General features: G+C 74.6%; 17 protein-coding genes. 13 read left to right on the top strand and 4 right to left on the bottom strand.

The features are described 5' to 3' along the window. Window positions 1-133 precede the first annotated feature (133 nt). Entirely contained in the window at window positions 134-982 is an 849-nt protein-coding gene (locus tag ACWCYO_RS20750) for a CBS domain-containing protein (protein ID WP_449785032.1), read from the bottom strand. A 169-nt stretch (window positions 983-1,151) separates the two neighbouring features. On the opposite strand from ACWCYO_RS20750, the gene ACWCYO_RS20745 reads away from it, so the two are divergent. Genes ACWCYO_RS20745 through ACWCYO_RS20705 form a run of 9 tightly spaced genes read left to right on the top strand, consistent with a single transcriptional unit; the run spans window position 1,152 to window position 8,779 of the window. Next, window positions 1,152-1,616, top strand: coding sequence for a hypothetical protein (locus ACWCYO_RS20745; RefSeq protein ID WP_270140016.1), 465 nt, complete (start codon window positions 1,152-1,154; stop codon window positions 1,614-1,616). After that, a complete protein-coding gene (locus tag ACWCYO_RS20740; protein WP_449785031.1) occupies window positions 1,589-2,512 on the top strand; it encodes a V-type ATPase subunit in 924 nt (307 codons plus the stop codon). Before ACWCYO_RS20745 ends, ACWCYO_RS20740 begins: the two co-directional genes overlap by 28 nt. Further along, the gene (locus ACWCYO_RS20735; RefSeq protein WP_449785030.1) at window positions 2,499-3,899 is read left to right on the top strand and encodes a V-type ATPase 116kDa subunit family protein; all 1,401 of its coding nucleotides are present in this window, start codon (window positions 2,499-2,501) and stop codon (window positions 3,897-3,899) included. Before ACWCYO_RS20740 ends, ACWCYO_RS20735 begins: the two co-directional genes overlap by 14 nt. Continuing rightward, window positions 3,896-4,312: an ATP synthase subunit C gene (locus ACWCYO_RS20730; RefSeq protein WP_270140010.1), complete on the top strand. Its 417-nt coding sequence runs from the start codon at window positions 3,896-3,898 to the stop codon at window positions 4,310-4,312. Before ACWCYO_RS20735 ends, ACWCYO_RS20730 begins: the two co-directional genes overlap by 4 nt. An 11-nt stretch (window positions 4,313-4,323) precedes the next feature. Then, window positions 4,324-4,533 (top strand): hypothetical protein, encoded by a 210-nt coding sequence (locus tag ACWCYO_RS20725; protein ID WP_270140008.1) that lies wholly within the window; start codon window positions 4,324-4,326, stop codon window positions 4,531-4,533. Then, window positions 4,530-5,072: a hypothetical protein gene (locus ACWCYO_RS20720; RefSeq protein WP_270140007.1), complete on the top strand. Its 543-nt coding sequence runs from the start codon at window positions 4,530-4,532 to the stop codon at window positions 5,070-5,072. The genes ACWCYO_RS20725 and ACWCYO_RS20720 overlap by 4 nt, the downstream gene beginning before the upstream one ends. Continuing rightward, window positions 5,065-6,786, top strand: coding sequence for a V-type ATP synthase subunit A (locus tag ACWCYO_RS20715; protein ID WP_270140005.1), 1,722 nt, complete (start codon window positions 5,065-5,067; stop codon window positions 6,784-6,786). Before ACWCYO_RS20720 ends, ACWCYO_RS20715 begins: the two co-directional genes overlap by 8 nt. After that, window positions 6,783-8,159 carry a V-type ATP synthase subunit B gene (locus ACWCYO_RS20710; protein ID WP_270140003.1) on the top strand — a complete coding sequence of 459 codons (1,377 nt, stop codon included), beginning with the start codon at window positions 6,783-6,785 and terminating at the stop codon, window positions 8,157-8,159. Before ACWCYO_RS20715 ends, ACWCYO_RS20710 begins: the two co-directional genes overlap by 4 nt. Next, the gene (locus ACWCYO_RS20705) at window positions 8,156-8,779 is read left to right on the top strand and encodes a V-type ATP synthase subunit D (RefSeq protein WP_270140001.1); all 624 of its coding nucleotides are present in this window, start codon (window positions 8,156-8,158) and stop codon (window positions 8,777-8,779) included. Before ACWCYO_RS20710 ends, ACWCYO_RS20705 begins: the two co-directional genes overlap by 4 nt. Here the strand turns inward: ACWCYO_RS20705 and ACWCYO_RS20700 are convergent. Then, entirely contained in the window at window positions 8,770-9,153 is a 384-nt protein-coding gene (locus tag ACWCYO_RS20700; protein WP_449785058.1) for a universal stress protein, read from the bottom strand. The two genes, ACWCYO_RS20705 and ACWCYO_RS20700, sit on opposite strands and share 10 nt — an antisense overlap. A gap of 136 nt (window positions 9,154-9,289) precedes the next feature. Beyond that, window positions 9,290-10,150, bottom strand: coding sequence for a slipin family protein (locus ACWCYO_RS20695; protein ID WP_449785029.1), 861 nt, complete (start codon window positions 10,148-10,150; stop codon window positions 9,290-9,292). A gap of 247 nt (window positions 10,151-10,397) precedes the next feature. On the opposite strand from ACWCYO_RS20695, the gene acsA reads away from it, so the two are divergent. Genes acsA through ACWCYO_RS20675 form a run of 4 tightly spaced genes read left to right on the top strand, consistent with a single transcriptional unit; the run spans window position 10,398 to window position 15,496 of the window. Beyond that, on the top strand, window positions 10,398-12,140 hold the full coding sequence (gene acsA / locus ACWCYO_RS20690; protein WP_449785057.1) for an acetate--CoA ligase: 1,743 nt from the start codon (window positions 10,398-10,400) through the stop codon (window positions 12,138-12,140). After that, window positions 12,137-13,159 carry a pyruvate dehydrogenase (acetyl-transferring) E1 component subunit alpha gene (gene pdhA, locus ACWCYO_RS20685; protein WP_449785028.1) on the top strand — a complete coding sequence of 341 codons (1,023 nt, stop codon included), beginning with the start codon at window positions 12,137-12,139 and terminating at the stop codon, window positions 13,157-13,159. The genes acsA and pdhA overlap by 4 nt, the downstream gene beginning before the upstream one ends. Further along, window positions 13,156-14,148 (top strand): alpha-ketoacid dehydrogenase subunit beta, encoded by a 993-nt coding sequence (locus ACWCYO_RS20680; protein WP_270139996.1) that lies wholly within the window; start codon window positions 13,156-13,158, stop codon window positions 14,146-14,148. The genes pdhA and ACWCYO_RS20680 overlap by 4 nt, the downstream gene beginning before the upstream one ends. A 1-nt stretch (window position 14,149) precedes the next feature. After that, window positions 14,150-15,496 (top strand): 2-oxo acid dehydrogenase subunit E2, encoded by a 1,347-nt coding sequence (locus ACWCYO_RS20675; RefSeq protein WP_449785027.1) that lies wholly within the window; start codon window positions 14,150-14,152, stop codon window positions 15,494-15,496. Window positions 15,497-15,511: 15 nt separating this feature from the next. Here ACWCYO_RS20675 and ACWCYO_RS20670 read toward each other — a convergent pair whose 3' ends face one another. Then, window positions 15,512-16,765: an RNA-guided endonuclease InsQ/TnpB family protein gene (locus ACWCYO_RS20670; RefSeq protein ID WP_449785026.1), complete on the bottom strand. Its 1,254-nt coding sequence runs from the start codon at window positions 16,763-16,765 to the stop codon at window positions 15,512-15,514. Window positions 16,766-16,786 lie beyond the last annotated feature (21 nt).

Genomic DNA, 16,786 nt, shown 5'->3' with positions numbered 1-16,786 from the left:
GACCTCGTCAGTGCGTGAGCGGGTGGTACGACGAAGGCGGCGAGGGTGTCCCATTCAGCCGCGCGGTCGAACAACGTCGCGGGCCGGGGCACCGCGGTGACAGTGGCGGATCGCATGGCGGACGTCCGGTGCCTCAGGCCGCGTTGAGGTGGTCGAGCACGTCGGTGACGTCGTCGATGTCCCGGACCTCTGCCAGGAGCCGGGGAATGCTCTCCCGGTCCAGCCGGCCGGCCAGGTCGACGACACCGTTGTGGACCGTCACCTCGACCGCACCCTGCGGCAGGTGGAACTCGCGGGTGAGGATCCGGGACGTGATCTCCTCGCGGATGTGCTCGTCGTCCCGGACGAGGGCGCTCAGCAGCGCGGCCCGCCGGACGACGCCCACGAGCCGACCCTGCCAGTCGGCGACCGGTATCCGCTTGAGCCGGTAACGGGCGGCGGTCAGGGCGGCCTCGGCCACGGTCATGCCGGGCCGGACGGTGGTGGCGGGCGCCGTCATCAGGGTGGCGGCCGTCTCGCCCTGGGCCTTGTGTTGCAGGCCGCGATCACGTAGCCGGTCGATCGGGCCGGACGGATGCTCCATCGCCTCGACGGCGGCCTTCGCCAGCAGATCGGACTCCGAGACCACACCGATGACGCGGTCCTTCGCGTCGACCACCGGCACCGCGCCCACGTGCTCGCGGGCCAGCGTCCGGGCCAACTCCGTGAACGGCAGGTCGCCCGACACCGCAACCGCCGGCACGTCCATGACATCGCGCACCCGCAGGACCGGCACGGGGCCGGACTCGTCCGGTACGGCGGTGGCCTCCGGCGTGGCCGGTTCTGGTTCCGATTCCCTGGCCCGGGCCGCAGAGATGCCCGCGACGGCGCCCAGGTAGCGCAGCAGCAGGTCCTGCCGGTGCGGCTCCTCGGGGCTCCAGGCCTTGCCGGGAACGGATCGGCGGGATTCCGTCCCGGCGGAGAAGTACTCGTGCTCGCTCATGGTGTGGACCTCCCTAAGGTGCTCCCCGCCTTCGAGTCTTGGTCCGTTGCGCCGTCGCCGCTTGTGCCGGTCGGCCCCGAGCTCCCGGCGGACGGCCCAATCCGGGGCGACAGCCCGGCGCACCGGCCGGATGCTGGAGGGAAGGGGTCGGATCGGCTGGAGGGCTCGCATGGCGCGGTTCCGGGACTTCCTCGCGCGGTTCCGCCCGGCCGGCACGCCCGGGGCACCCACGGTCGGCGTGCCCGCCGACCGGGCCGCCGAACTGGCCGCGGAGCTGGAGCAGCCGCTCGGCGGGCTGGCGCAGGCTCAGGCCGAGGCGGCGGCCATCCGGGCCGAGGCGGCGGCGGAGGCAGAACGCATCCGGCAGGAGGCCGTCCGGAACGCGGAGCGGATCGTCGAACTCGCCCACGCCCGGGCTCTGCGGGTCCGCGCGGAGGCCGCCGCCGTGGCCGGGCACGCGGCATCGGCCAGGGCAGCCGAGCTGGCCGCCGACGCGGAACAGGCCGCGGACCGGATCCGCAGCCGGGCCCGCGAGCGGATGCCCGCGCTGGCCGACCGGGCGGCGGCACTGGCGTTGGAACCGGCCGACGACCCCGGGAGGCACCGGTGGCAGCAGGCTGGGTCGGCGGAGTGACCAGGGCCCGGGGACTGCTGTCCCGCTGCCTCGGCCACCGCGAAGCCGGGGAACTCGCGGCAGCAGGCACGCTCACCGAGGCCGTACGGCGGCTGGCCGCGACGCCGTACCGGCGCTTCCTCCCGCCGGACCCGGACCTGGCCGAGGCGCAGCGGGCGGTCTCGGCGGCCCTGCTGTGGCAGCTGAGGGTCCTCGCGGGCTGGCTGCCCCGCAGCGGGGCGCAGGTCGTACGGACCCTCGCCGCCGGCTTCGAGACCGCCAACATCGAGGACCTGCTGCGCTCCTTCACCGGCCCGGCCCCGCGCCGGCCGTACGCGCTCGGCGCGCTGGCCACCGCCTGGCGCCGGGCCGCCCACGCACGCACACCGGAGGAACTGCGCGCGGCCCTGGCGGCATCGGCATGGGGCGACCCCGGGGGCGCGGATCCGGCGACGGTGGCGGTGGCCCTGCGTCTGTCGGCAGCCCATCGGACGGCCGATACCGTGCCGCCCGCCCGGCGGTGGGCCCAGGGCCGGGCCGCCCTGCTGGCGGCGCGCACGCTGTTCGTCGTCGGCCGCCCGCTTCCCGGGAACGCCGGTCGGCAGGCGGCGCGCCTGCTCGGCCGCGGCGTGTTGGCCGCCGCGTCGTTCGAGGAGTTCCGCCGCGCGCTGCCCGCGGACGCGCGGTGGGCGCTGGACGGAATCGAGGCCCCCGGCGACCTGTGGCGGGCCGAGACCCGGTGGTGGACGGTCGTCGACCGGGAGGGCCGTGACCTCCTGCGCGGCGCGCAGTACGGCCTTCCGCCGGTGGTGGGGGCTGTCGCGATCCTGTCCGCGGACGCCTGGCGGGTGCGCGCCGCACTGGAAGTGGTCGCGCACGGCGGCGCGACGCCGGAGGTGGCGGATGCGCTGGGCTGAGGCGATGATGCCGGTGCGCATGCAGCGGGTGGCGATCGTCGCCCCGAGCGCCGTGCTGCGCGAGACCCTCCTGCTGGTCGCCGACGCGGGCTGCGTCGAGGTCGACCGGATCGAGGACGCCGCCCCGGGCCCGGCGGGTCGGCGGCTCCGACGGCTGCCCGCCGCACCGCGTCAGCCGGCGGCCCTGTCCGACGCCCTGCCGGATCTCGACCGCCTGGAACGGGAGGCGCGGCTGGACCTCCTCGCGGGCGAGGCCCAGGTGGAGGAGCGGGCGGCGAGTGCCGTCCACCGGGGCGAGGTGGCCGCGCTCGCCGGATGGTGCCCGGCGGACCGGGTCGCCGGGCTCGCGGAGGCGCTGGCCGTCACCGGCGGCGGCCTGGTGCCCCTTCGCGCACCGCGCGGCGTCGACCCGCCCACCCTGCTGCGCGACCGGGGACCGCTCCGCCGCGCCTTCTCGCCGCTCGTGCGCACCTACGGCACGGCGCCGTACCGGGACCTCGACCCGACCTGGCCGGCCGGGATCGCGTACGTCGTGATGTTCGGCCTCATGTTCGGCGACGTCGGCCACGGGGTGTTGCTGCTGCTGGCCGCGCTGGTGCTGCGGAGCGGACGGCCCCGGCGGCTGGCGCGGCTGCGCCCCGTGTGGCCGTTCCTGGCGGGGGCCGGGCTCTGCGGTGCGCTGGCGGGCGTGGCGTTCGGGGAGTTCTTCGGGCCGACCGGGGTGCTGCCGGTGCTGTGGCTGTCGCCGTTGGACCAGCCGGGACGGCTCCTGGCGGCGGGCGTGGGTCTGGGCGGGGTTCTGCTCGTCCTCGCCCATGTGGCCGGTGGGGTGAACCGGTGGCGCGAGGGCGGCCTCGCCAGGGCGCTGTACGCGACGTCCGGGGTGGCGGGCCTGGCGCTCTTCCTTGGCCTGGGGGCCGTCGGTGGCGGCGCGTACCTGCGGTCGCCCGGACTCGTGGCGGGCGGGGCGGCGCTCCTCCTGGCCGGGCTCGGGCTGGCCGGCGCGGGCCTGTTCGGCGCGAGCGCGGGCGGGGCGGGCGGGGTGCTGCAGACGGCCGTCGAGCTCTTCGACGCCGTCCTGCGGCTCTTCGCGAACACGGTCTCCTTCTCCCGCCTGGCCGCCTTCGGACTCACCCACGCGGCGCTCGGACAGGTGGTGTGGCGCGGCACCGCCGCACTGGCCGGACACGGCTCCTGGGGCATGCCGGCGGCCGCGCTGCTCTTCGCCGTCGGCACCGCTCTCACCTTCACGCTGGAGGCGCTGGTGGCCGGGATCCAGGCGCTGCGGCTGGAGTACTACGAGCTGTTCTCCCGCGTCTTCCAAAGCCTGGGGCGGCCGTTCCGCCCCTGGCACGTGCCCGTCCTGCGTACGGAGGTGCCCCGTTGATCGCCTGGTTGATCGCGCTGCCCGTCCTCGCCGCCGTGCTCGGAGCGGCCCGGCTGCTGGCCCGCCGTCGAGGAAGGGCGGCCCTGCGCTGGCTGCTCGGCGTCAACGCCGCCGTCCTGGCCGGCGCGCTCGCCCTGCTGGTGACCGTGCTCGCCGACCCCGCCGGTGCCGCCGGGCCGGCCGCCGCGACGGGCTCCGGGTCGGGCTCGGCGGCGCTGATCGGGGCGAGCATCGCGGTGGCCGGCGCCTCGATCGGCGCGGCGATCGCCGTCGCGTACACCGGCGCCGCAGCGATCGCCGCGCTGAGCGAACGACCCGAACTCTTCGGCCGGGCGATGGTGATCGTCGGCCTGGCCGAGGGCATCGCGGTGTACGGGCTGGTGGTGGCGGTCCTGCTGATCGGAAAGGCCTGACGGTGGGCGGCGTGGTCGCCATCGGGGCGCGGACCGAGGTGGCCGGGCTGGCCCTGGCCGGTGTCACCGTGCTCGTCGCCGAGCGGCCGGAGGAGGCCGTGGCCGCCTGGGAGGCCCTGCCCGAGGGAACGGCGCTGGTCCTGGTCGGCCGGGCGGCGGCGCGGGAGCTCGGCCCGGCCAGGCTCGACGTGACCGGGCCCCTGACGGCGGTGCTGCCGTGACCGGACGGGCCGGCGGCACCGACGCGCTGGCACCCGTCCGCGCCGAACTGCTGCGCGCCGCGCGGGCCGACGCCGAGCAGGCGCTCGCCGAGGCCCATCGCGACGCCGAGCACGCTCTCGCCGCCGCACGCGCCGAGGCGGCGGCCGTGCTGGACCGAGCTGTCCGGGCGGGGACGGAGGAGGGCCGCAAAGCCGCTGCGGAGGCGGTCGGCCGCGCCACCCGTGCTGCCCGGGCGCGAGAGCTGGCGGCCCAGGGCGAGGCCTACGCCGAGCTGTGCCACCGGGTGGCCGAGCGCGTCCGGGAGCGGTACGAGAGCGAGCCCGGTGCGGCGGAGTCGCTGGCCCGGCGGGCCCGGGACCTGCTCGGACCGGACGCCCGGATCACCGCCCACCCCGACGGCGGACTGCTGGCCACTGCCCCCGGCCGCCTGGTGGACCTCGGACTGCCCGCGCTGGTACGGCACGGGCTCGACCGGCTCGGCCCGGAGGCCGGGACGCTCTGGCAGCCGGACGACGGCGAGGGGAGGCGGGGTGGCTGACCCGGGCTCGTCGAGGGTCCTGCGCGTCGCCGGTCCACTGGTCGAGGTGGTCTGCGAGGGCGGCGTCGCCATGCACGACGTGGTGCTGCTCGGTCCGGAGGGTCTGCCGGGCGAGGTGGTGGCCATCGCCGGGGACGTGGCGAGTGTGCAGGCGTACGAGTACACCGGCGGGCTGGCTCCGGGGCACCTGGCCCGCCCGACGGGCCGGCCGCTGAGGGCGCCGCTCGGCCCGTGGTTACTCGGCGGCGTCTTCGACGGTTTGCTGCGCCCGCTCACCGGAGCCGGCGGCTGGCTGCTTCCGGGTAGCGGCACCGAGGCCGACGGGCGGACCTGGCGCTTCGTCCCCGCGGCGGCGCCGGGCGATGAGGCCGTGCCGGGCGGCGTCCTGGGGGAGTGGGCCGGGGGATCGATGCCGCTGCGGGTCCTGGTGCCGCCGGACGTGTCCGGACCGGTGGAGCGGGTCGCCCCGGAAGGACCGTACGGTGCGGACGAGGTGCTCGCCGTGGTGGGTGGCGCGCCGGTCCAGGCCGGCGCCGAGTGGCCGATCCGTCGGCCCCGGCCCGTGCGGGAGCGGCTGGACGTGGCCGAGCCGCTGCACACCGGCCAGCGGGTGATCGACCTGCTCTTCCCGGTGGCCCGGGGCGGGACGGTCGCGGTGCCCGGCGGCTTCGGCACCGGGAAGACCGTCCTGCTGCAGCAGATCGCCAAGTGGTGCGACGCCGACGTCATCGTCTACGTGGGATGCGGCGAGCGGGGCAACGAACTGGCCGAAGTAATGGCCGAGTTCACGGAACTCGACGACCCGAGGACCGGCGGCCGACTGGTCGACCGGACGGTGGTGGTCGCCAACACCTCCAACATGCCGATGATGGCCAGGGAGGCGAGCGTGCACACCGGCGTGACCGTCGCCGAGTACTTCCGCGACATGGGCCTGGACGTCGTTGTGATCGCCGACTCGACCTCCCGCTGGGCCGAGGCGCTGCGCGAATTCTCCTCCAGAATGGGCGAGTTGCCAGCCGAGGAGGGCTACCCGGCCGACCTCGCCTCGGAGCTCGCGGCGTTCTACGAACGCGCCGGGGCAGTGCGCACCCTCGGCGGCACCCGCGGGTCAGTCACCGTCCTCGGCGCCGTCTCCCCGCCCGGCGGGGACCTGACCGAGCCCGTCACCGCCCACACTGAGCGCTTCGTCCGCGGCCTCTGGACGCTCGACCGCGAACTCGCCTACGCCCGGCACTATCCGGCAGTGTCGTGGTCCGGCTCGTTCGCCCGCGACGCCGCCGCGCTCGGCGCGGCGCACGCGCGGGCGGGGGACCCGGGCTGGGGCGAGCGCCGCTCCCGCGTCGCCGCCCTGCTCACCGAGGCAGACCGGCTGGCCGACCTGGTCGACCTGGTCGGCATCGCTGCGCTCCCGGGCCCCGAGCGGGTGAGCGTGCTCGCCGGACGGCTGGTCCGGGAAGGCCTGCTTCAGCAGAGCGCGCTGTCGGCGCACGACGCGTACTGCTCCCCGGAGAAGACGGCGGCACTGGCGGACGCCGTGCTCGCGGTGGTCGCGCGGTGCCGGGAACTGGTCGACGCCGGCACACCGGCCGAGACGATCGAGGAGACCGACTTCACCCCGCTGCTGCGCGCCCGCGAGGCGGCCGGGCCCCGGGACGCCGACGCCGTGGCCGTCGGCTGCGCGGCGGTGCTCAGCGCGCTCGGGGAGCCACGGTGACGGTCTTCAGCGAGGTCGAGTTCACGAACGTGCGGGAGCTGCGCGGGCCGCTCCTCGTGGTGGGCGGCGTGGCCGGAGTGGGGTGGGACGAGTTCGTGGAGATCACCCTCGGTTCGGGCGAACGACGCCACGGCCTCGTCCTGGAGGTGGACCGGGACCTGGCGGTGGTGCAGGTCCTGGAGGACACCGCGGGTATGGACCCGGCCGCCACCCGGGCAGCGTTCACGGGCGGCCCGCTGCGCGTCCCGGTCGGTCCCGCGTGGCTCGGCCGGGTGTGCAACGGCAGAGGCGAGCCGATCGACGGCGGTCCGCCGGTCCTCGGCCCCGCGTCGGTGGCGGTCGGCGGCGCCCCCGTCAACCCCGTCCGGCGCGAGCCGCCCGCCGAACCGGTGCTGACCGGGGTCGGCGCGATCGACGTGCTCACCACCCTGGTGCGCGGGCAGAAGCTGCCGGTGTTCTCGGCCGCCGGGCTGCCCCACCTCGAACTCGCCGTGCAGGTGGCCGCCCAGGCCGTCAGCGGCGGCGAGGCCTTCAGCGTGGTGTTCGCCGGCATGGGCCTCACCCACGCGGACGCGGCCTTCGCCCGGAACGGCCTCGCCGGGCGCGCCGGCACCGGGGAGCTGACGCTGCTGCTGAACACCGCCGACGACCCGGTGATCGAGCGGCTGCTCACCCCACGCATCGCCCTCACCGTGGCCGAGCACCTCGCCTTCGAGGGCGGACGGCACGTCCTGGTGGTGATGACCGACATGACCGCGTACGCCGAGGCCCTGCGCGAGGTGTCGGCCGCGCGCGGCGAGGTTCCCGCCCGGCGGGCCTACCCGGGCTACCTCTACAGCGACCTGGCCTCCCTGTACGAGCGCTGCGGCCGGATCCGGGGCCGGCCCGGCTCGGTCACCCTCCTCCCGGTGCTCACCATGCCCGCCGGGGACATCACGCATCCGGTGCCCGACCTGACCGGCTACATCACGGAGGGGCAGATCGTGCTCTCCCGGGAGGCGCACGCACGCGGCGTCTACCCGCCGGTGGATGCGCTCTCCTCGCTCTCCCGGCTGATGCGCAAGGGTGCGGGGCCGGGCCGGACCAGGTCCGACCACCTCGACGTGGCCGCACAGCTCCTGGCCGCGCTCGCGCGAGCCCGGCAGGTGCGCGAACTCGCCGACCTGGTCGGCCGCTCGGCGCTGAGCCCGACCGACCTGCGCTACCTCGACCTGGACGAGGCCTTCCCGCAGCGGTTCCTCGCCCAGCGGCCGGACGAGGACCGGCCGCTGGCGGACGCGCTGGACCGCGCCTGGGACGTCCTGCTCACCCTGCCCCGCAGCCAGCTCGCCATGCTGCCCCCCGAGCAGCTCGACGCGCACGGTGCGTCATGACCTCGCGCCGGCACGCCCCGCCGGGCCGGGCGGCCCGGTTGCGGCTGCGGCACAGCCTGGACGTCGCCCTGCGCGGGGCCGACCTGCTCGACCGCAAACTGCGGGTGCTGCTGGAGCGGCACGGGCAGCTGAGGCAGGACGAGGAGACGGCCGAGGCACGGTGGCGGGAGCGGCTGGCGGAGGCCGAGACGTGGCTCCTGCGTGGCCTGCTGGTGAGTGGGGAGGGCGCGCTGGCCGCGGCGGCCGTGGCCGATCGGGCGGACGTGGTTGTCGAGTGGACCGTCTCCATGGGGGTGCACCACCCGTCCGGCGTCTCCTGCACCGACGCCGTCCGGGCCGCGCACGAGCCCGCCCCGGGCAACACCGCGCTGGTGCACGCCGAGGCGGCCTACCGAGAGGCGGTCCGGGCGGCCGCCGCCTATGCCGCGCACCGGACGGCGGCCCGGCTGGTAGGGGAGGAGACGGCTCGGACCCGCCGTCGGGTCCGGGCCCTGCGCCGGCACTGGATCCCACGGCTGACCGCCGAACTCGCCGCCGTGGAGCAGGCGGTGGAGCAGGCCGAGCACGAGGACGCGGTCCGCCGCCGCTGGGCGGCGGACCGGACGCGTGGTCAGGCGTGACGCCCGCGCACGATCACCACGGGGCACGGGGCGTGCTGGGCGCAGTGCCGGCCCACGGAGCCCAGGAGGGCCCCGGTGAAGCCGCCGAGTCCTCGGCTGCCGACCACCAGGAGGGTCACGCTCTCGTCGCCGGCGGCCTTCAGCAGCACCTGGGCGGGCGTGCCCTCCTCGGCTCGGGCGGTGATCGTCACCGGGGGCTTGGGCCCGACGGCCTTGTCGATGCTCTCGGTCAGGACCTTGCACGCGATGTCCCGGAGGGCCTGCGGGTCGCCGACCGAGACACCGCTGCCCGTTCCGGAGAACGGCGGCTCCCATGCGATGACCGCCTCCACCCGGGAACCGGTCAGCTCCGCCTGGTGCACCGCCCAGCGCAGGGCGCGCCGGGACGGCTCCGAGCCTCCCCCAGCCTTCGGCCGGGGGGACCCCCATCGCCGACGAGGATCGTGTCGTGGGTCGTGCTGCCGTCGGTCATGAAGTCGCCTCCTCGATCCGGGCCGGTGGCCCGGGAGTTCATGTCCACAGCTGTCCCTGAAGCGGATTCACTGGCCGTTCGTCCGGGCCGAAGGGCTGGTTCGGGCCCTGGCCGTGGCCGTCTCCGAACGGCGCGGGCGCCACCGGGACCGCCGGTATGACGGGGGTGTTCGCACCGGCTGACGTGCGTTCCTCGGCGACGAAGCGCGTCAGGGCCCGGGCGCTGTCGAGGAACTGGGCGGGGAAGACGATGGTGGAGTTCTTCTCGGCAGCGATCTCGGCGAGGATCTGGAGGTTGCGCAGTTGGAGGGCGATGGGGTGGTCGGCGATGACGTCGGCGGCCTCGGCGAGGCGCCCGGCGCTGAGGGCCTCGCCCTCGGCGGCGATGATCTTGGCGCGTTTCTCGCGTTCGGCCTCCGCCTGCCGGGCCATCGCCCGCTGCATGCTCGGCGGGAGTTCGATGTCCTTCAGTTCCACGACCAGGACGAGGACGCCCCACTGCTGGGTGAGGCCGTCGAGGATCTCCTTGATCTGCTCGTTGAGGGTCTCGGTGTCGGTGAGCACCTGGTCGAGCAGGGAGCGGCCGACCACGTTGCGGACGGTGGTCTGGGCGATCTGCCCGATCGCGCTGGCGACGTCCTCGATCTCGACGATCGACTTCACCGGGTCGACCCGGCGGAAGTAGGCGACCGCCGCGACGCCGATGGAGACGTTGTCCCGGGTGATGACCTGTTGGGACGGGATCGGCATGGTCACCGTCCGCAGGGTGACCTTCCACATCCGGTCCGCCAGCGGGATCATGAATCGGATCCCCGGCTTGCGGATCCCGCGCAGCCGGCCCAGCCGGAACACCACCCCGCGCTCGTACTGCCGCACGACGGCGACTCCCAGATTCGGCACGGCGGCCACCTCCTCGAAGCATCGGCACCTCCAGCCTGGCCCGCAGGCGGTGGACGGAGGTGGGGCCGATCGGCCCTGACGGACCGAGGCGAACGGGCACCGATGAACGACCGGACGCCGTCTCGCGGAGGCCAGGAAGCCGCCGGACGATGGGGGGGAGCGGGCCCGGACACCGGCTCGCGGTCCGGAAGGAGCCGCCGTGGACGGCGACGTGGTCCAGGAACGTGCACCGGGGGTGGTAGCCGACATGGGCGGGGGCCGGGCGCCCGGGCGAGACCCCGTCTGGGAGCGGGCCCGGGCGCAGCTCGACGGGCTGCCCGGACAGCGTGGGCTGAACATCGCGTACGAGGCCGTCGACCGGCACGTGGCAGCCGGACACGGGAACAAGGTCGCACTTCGCTGCATCGCCGCGGACCGTACGGTCACCCCGGTTTCGTACGCCGAACTCGCCCGGCGCAGCAACCGATTCGCCAACGGGCTGCGGGCCCTCGGTGTCGGGAAGGGGGAGCGGGTCGCGTCACTGCTCGGCCGCTGCCCGGAGCTGTACGTGTCCGTCCTGGGGACGCTGAAGAACACCTCGGTGTTCTGCCCGCTGTTTCCCGCCTTCGGCCCGGCGCCGGTGGCGGAGCGGCTGCGGCTCGGGGAGGTGCGGGTCCTGGTCACCACTGCGGAGCTGTACCGCCGCAAGGTGGCGGACGGACGCGACGGGTTGCCCGGACTGGACCACGTCCTGATCGTCGGCCCGGGTACCGGGGAGCTGCCCGGAACCATCGCGTTCGACGATCTGACGTCCGGCGCGTCCGAGGACTTCACGATCCCGGAGACCGATCCCGAGGACATGGCGCTGCTGCACTTCACCAGCGGGACGACCGGCAAGCCGAAGGGCGCGGTCCACGTGCACGAGGCCGTCGTCGCCCACCACGCGACCGCCGCGCTGGCGCTCGACCTGCGCCCGGACGACGTGTTCTGGTGCACCGCAGACCCGGGCTGGGTGACCGGCACCTCCTACGGGATCATCGCGCCGCTCACCCACGGGGTGACCATGGTCGTCGACGCGGGCGAGTACGAGGCCCGGCGCTGGTACGGCATCCTGGCCGAGCAGCGGGTGAACGTCTGGTACACCGCGCCGACGGCGATCCGGATGCTGATGCGGATGAGCCCCCGGGGCAGCCCGCCGGACCTGCCGCGTTCCTTCGACCTGTCGGCGCTGCGCTTCATCGCCAGCGTGGGTGAGCCGCTCAACCCCGAGGCGGTGCGCTGGGGGGCGGAGATCCTCGGCCTGCCGATCCACGACAACTGGTGGCAGACGGAGACCGGCTGCATCATGATCGCCAACGTGGCCGGTGCCGAGATCAGGCCTGGCTCGATGGGCTTGCCGTTGCCTGGTGTGACGGCGGGTGTCCTCGCCCGCGGGCCGAACGGGCGCGCGGAGGTCACCGACGGCAGGGTCCGGGTGCTGGACGAACCGGGGGCGGAGGGCGAGCTGGCTCTGCGGCCCGGCTGGCCGTCGATGTTCCGCGGCTACCTCGGCGCTGAGGAACGCTACCGGTCCTGCTTCGCCGACGGCTGGTACCTCACCGGGGACGTGGTCCGGCGTGACGTCGACGGCTACTACTGGTTCGTCGGGCGGGCGGACGACGTGATCAAGTCAGCCGGGCACCTGATCGGCCCGTTCGAGGTCGAGAGCACGCTGATGGAGCACCCTGCGGTGGCCGAGGCAGGGGTGATCGGCCGTCCCGACCCAGTGGTTGGGGAGGTCGTCAAGGCCTTCGTCTCGCTCAAGCCCGGGTTCGAGGCGGGCGACCGACTCGCCCGGGACCTCACCGCGTTCGCCCGGCGGCGGCTCGGCCCGGCCATCGCCCCGCGCGAGATCGCCTTCGACCAGCACTTGCCGAAGACCCGCAGTGGCAAGGTCATGCGGAGGCTGCTGCGGGCCCGTGAACTGGGTCTGCCCGAGGGCGATCTGTCGACCCTGGAGGAGACGAAATGACCCGCAGGACGGCGGCCGACCCGCACCGCGGTAGCCTCGGGCCGCCGGGCGGCCGCGAACACCGGCACGACCTGCTGCGGGAGATGCTGCGCATCCGCCGCTTCGAGGAGCGGTGCGTCGAGTTGTACAGCGCCGGAGAGATCCGCGGCTTCGTCCATCTGTGCATCGGCGAGGAGGCCGTCTCCGTCGGCGTTCACCAGGCGCTCACGCCCGAGGACTCCGTGGTCACCACGTACCGCGAACACGGCCACGCGCTGGCCAGAGGCATTCCCATGGCGGCGGTGCTGGCCGAGATGCTCGGCCGGGTCACCGGCTGCAGCCGGGGCCGGGGCGGGTCGATGCACCTGTTCGACGTCGGCCGCCGGTTCTACGGCGGCCACGGAATCGTCGCCGGGGGCATACCGGTGGCGGCCGGCCTGGCGCTGGCCGACCGGATGCGAGGCCGGCCGAACCTCACGTGCTGCTTCTTCGGCGACGGCGCGGTCGCCGAGGGCGAGTTCCACGAGACCGCCAACCTCGCCGCGCTCTGGGACCTGCCGCTGCTGATGGTCTGCGAGAACAACCTGTACGCCATGGGCACCCCGCTGGCCCGTGAGCACGCCCAGATCGACCTGGCCGCCCGGGCGGCCTCCTACGGGCTGGTCGCCTGGGCCGTGGACGGCATGGACGTCCTGGCCGTCGAACGGGCCGTCCGGCGCGCGGCGCAGGCCGTCCGGGAGGGAGCCGGCCCCTACTTCCTCGAACTGCGCACCTACCGCTTCCGCGCGCACTCCATGTACGACCCGGACCTCTACCGCGACAAGGCCGAGATCGAGCAATGGAAGCAGCGAGACCCGATCACCCTCCTCACCGACCGGATGCGCGCCGAGGACGGCTTCGACGACGCCGGGCTCGATCTCGTCGAGAAGGAGGTCTCCGAGGAACTGGAGCGGGCTGTGGAGGAGGCCGGGAAAGGCGGGCTGGAACCTCCGGAGGACCTGCTGCGCTTCGTGCACAGCCCGGCGGGGGAACGGCCGTGACCGGGGCGAAAGCAGCTCGGGAGCCGACCTACCGGGACGCGCTCAGGGAGGCGCTGCGCGAGGCCCTGGCGGCCGACGAGCGGGTGTTCCTGATGGGCGAGGACGTCGGACGGTACGGCGGTGCCTTCGGCGTCAGCCTCGGACTGCTCGACGAGTTCGGACCCGACCGCGTCCGCGACACACCACTGTCCGAGTCGGCCTTCGTGGGCGCCGGCGTCGGCGCGGCCATCGCCGGCCTGCGGCCGATCGTCGAGGTGATGACCGTCAACTTCAGCCTCCTCGCCCTGGACCAGATCCTGAACAACGCCGCGACGCTGCTGCACATGTCCGGCGGACAGGTCGCCGTGCCGCTGGTGATCCGGATGACCACCGGCGCCGGCCGACAGCTCGCCGCCCAGCACTCGCACAGCCTCGAAGGCTGGTACGCCCACATCCCGGGCATCCGGGTGCTGGCCCCGGCCACCCTGGACGACGCCCGGTACATGCTGGCGCCCGCGCTGGCGGATCCCGATCCGGTGGTGATCTTCGAACACGGCTCCCTCTACAACGTCACCGGCACCCCGGACCCGGGCGCCGCTCCGGTTGACCTCGACAGCGCCGCCGTCCGCCGCGCCGGGAGCGACGTCACCCTCATCACCCACGGCGGCTCGCTCGGCAAGGCACTGGAGGCCGCCGAGCGGCTGGCCACGGACAGCATCGAGGCCGAGGTCGTCGACCTGCGGACCCTCCGCCCGCTGGACGACGCGACGGCCCTGGCCTCCGTCGCCCGCACCCACCGGGCCGTGGTGATCGACGAGGGCTGGCGCACGGCGGGGCTGTCGGCCGAGGTGGCGGCACGGATCGCCGAGCAGGGGTTCTACGACCTGGACGCGCCGGTGGAGCGGGTGTGCGGGGCCGAGGTGCCGGTGCCGTACGCCCGGCAGCTGGAGGAGGCCGCCCTTCCGCAGGTCGCGGGCATCGTGGCGGCGGCCCGGCGGGCGGTCGGTTGAGATGGCCGAGTTCACCATGCCAGCCCTCGGCGCCGACATGACCGAGGGGACGCTCCTGGAATGGCTGGTTCACCCGGGGGACCGGGTGGCCCGCGGCGACATCGTGGCCGTCGTGGACACGGCCAAGGCGGCGATCGAGGTCGAGTGCTTCGAGACCGGCACGGTCGAGCGGCTGCTGGTCGAACCCGGGGCGACGGTCCCGGTGGGCGCTGCCATGGCCGTCATCGACACCGTGAAGCCCGCGCCCGAGCCGGCACCGGGACTGGCGCCCGAGCCGACGCGGGCCGGCGGGCCGGGAGCCACACCGCTCGTCCGACACCTGGCCGAGGACAGCGGGGTGGACCTCGCCGCCGTGCACGGGACCGGCCCCGGCGGACGGATCACCCGGGCCGATGTCGTGGCCGCGGTGCCGGGCAAGTGGACCGGGAAGCGGCAGGTGGCGCCACGGCGCCCGGCCACCGGTGCGCAGGCACTGCCGTCCGGGTCCCGGGTCCGGGCGACGCCGCTGGCCCGGCGCATCGCGGCGGAGGCCGGGCTCGACCTCGCCACCGTGACGGGAACGGGCACGGATGGAGCGGTCCGGGTGTCCGACGTCCGGGCCGTCATCGGCACGGCGTCCCCGCCCCCGCCCCCGCCCCCGGCACCGTCCCCGGAGAGCGCGCAGACGCGGGCCGCAGCGGACCGGCAGCAGGCGATGCGCCGAGCCGTCGGCGACCTGATGGCCCGCTCCAAGCGGGAGATCCCGCACTACTACCTCTCCACCACCGTGGGCCTCTCCCCCGCAATCGACTGGCTTCGCGCGCGCAACCGTCAACTCCCGGTGTCCGAACGGCTGGTGCCCGCCGCCCTGCTACTCAAAGCCGCGGCCCTGGCGGCTCGCGAGGTGCCGCAGCTCAACGGCTTCTGGACCGACGGCGGTTTCGTCCGCGCGCCCGCGGTCCACCTTGGCGTGGCCGTCGCACCGCGCGGCGGCGGGCTGGTCGCACCGGCCATCCACGACGCCGCCGACCTGTCGCTGGCCGAGCTGATGGCACGGCTGCGGGACCTGGTGACCCGGGCGCGCGCCGGGCGGCTGCGCGGCTCCGAGACCACCGACCCGACGATCACCGTCACGAGCCTGGGAGACCAGGGAGTGGAGGCCGTCTTCGGCGTCATCTACCCGCCACAGGTCGCGCTCGTGGGTCTCGGCAGGGTCGTCGAACGGCCCTGGGCCGTCGACGGCATGCTCGGCGTCCGCCCGGTGGTGACCGCCACCCTCTCCGCGGACCACCGTGCCAGCGACGGGGCGACCGGCGCCCGCTACCTGGCGGCGCTCGACCGGCTGCTGCAGAAACCGGAGGAGCTTTGACATCCCTCCCCGCCCTCAAGGGGCGGGTATTCCTCCCGCGCCTGCGGCACGGACGCCCGTGGACCGCTGGTCGCCGAGGTGGGTTCCCCGTTCAACGGGCCGTGCCTGGCGTGGGATCGCCGCACCAGGACTGACCGGCCCTCCAGGGGCGTTTAGCCTGTCCGCCTGCCCGGCGGCCAGGATGTTGCGAGCAGCATTGAGGTCACGGTCATGCAGCACACCACACGCACCGCAGGCCCACTCGCGCACCGCGAGGGGTTTGGGTCCGTCGCGGTGCCCACAGCCCGAGCAGAGCTGGGAGGACGGGAACGCGCGGTGCACGATGCCGACCGTGCGCCCGTACCGGGCGGCCTTCTCCTCGAGGAGTCGCCGGAAGGTGGACCATCCGGCGTCGTGGACGGACTTGGCCAGGCGGCCTCGGGCGAGGCCGTGCACGTTCAGGTCCTCCAGGTACACCGCTTGGGTTTCGCGGATGATCCTGGTGGTCTGCTGGTGCAGCCAGTCCATGCGGGTGTCGGCCACCTTGGCGTGGGCCTTGGCGACCTTGCGCCGGGCCTTGGCCCGGTTCTTCGACCCCTTGGCCTTGCGGGACAGCTCCCGCTGCGCGGCCTTGAGCCTCTTCTCCGCCTTGCGGAGGAAGCGAGGGTTGTCGATCACCGAGCCGTCGGAGAGGACGGCGTAGGTGGTCAGCCCGAGATCGATGCCGACCTCGGCATCGATCTCGGGAAGGTGGACCGGTTCCACGTCCACGACGAAGCTCGCGTGATAGCGGCCGGACGGGTCCAGAACGATCGTCACGGACGACGGGTCGGCGGGCAGCGCCCGCGACCACTTCACCCGCACATCGCCGATCTTCGCCAGGTTCAGCTTGCCGTTGGACCGGATGCGGAACCCGTTGTGGGTGAACCGCAGGCTCTGCCGAGAGTGGCGCTTCGACTTGAACCGTGGCAAGCCGACCGGCCGGCCCTGCCGCTTGCCGGACACCGAGTCGAAGAAGTTGCGGTAAGCCGATGCCAGGTCCCGGAGGGACTGGATCAGCGGGTCCACCCCGACCGAGGCCAGCCACCCCCGCTCGGCGGTCCTCTTCGCCGACGTGATCACCAGCTTCTGAAGATCCGCGCTCTTGGGGTACGGCGCCCTGTCCTTGCGGGCCTCCTTCCGCACCGCGAGAGCGTCGTTGTACACCACCCGCGCACACCCGAACGTCCGGGCCAGCGCAGCGCGCTGACCCGACGTCGGGTAGATGCGATAGGAGTACCTCAGGTGCACACGATCAACCTACCGACAGGC

The organism is Kitasatospora sp. NPDC001683 (assembly GCF_053596495.1).
Note: the sequence above shows the minus strand (reverse complement) of the source record. Positions and strands in the feature narration are given on the sequence as shown.

What these genes read in the sequence shown, in the direction of transcription:
- ACWCYO_RS20745 (WP_270140016.1), top strand. Translation starts at nt 1,152, where the DNA reads ATGGCGCGGTTCCGGGACTTCCTCGCGCGGTTCCGCCCGGCCGGCACG.
- acsA (WP_449785057.1), top strand. Translation starts at nt 10,398, where the DNA reads ATGGGCGGGGGCCGGGCGCCCGGGCGAGACCCCGTCTGGGAGCGGGCC.
- pdhA (WP_449785028.1), top strand. Translation starts at nt 12,137, where the DNA reads ATGACCCGCAGGACGGCGGCCGACCCGCACCGCGGTAGCCTCGGGCCG.
- ACWCYO_RS20705 (WP_270140001.1), top strand. Translation starts at nt 8,156, where the DNA reads ATGACCTCGCGCCGGCACGCCCCGCCGGGCCGGGCGGCCCGGTTGCGG.
- ACWCYO_RS20750 (WP_449785032.1), bottom strand. Translation starts at nt 982, where the DNA reads ATGAGCGAGCACGAGTACTTCTCCGCCGGGACGGAATCCCGCCGATCC.
- ACWCYO_RS20675 (WP_449785027.1), top strand. Translation starts at nt 14,150, where the DNA reads ATGGCCGAGTTCACCATGCCAGCCCTCGGCGCCGACATGACCGAGGGG.
- ACWCYO_RS20735 (WP_449785030.1), top strand. Translation starts at nt 2,499, where the DNA reads ATGCGCTGGGCTGAGGCGATGATGCCGGTGCGCATGCAGCGGGTGGCG.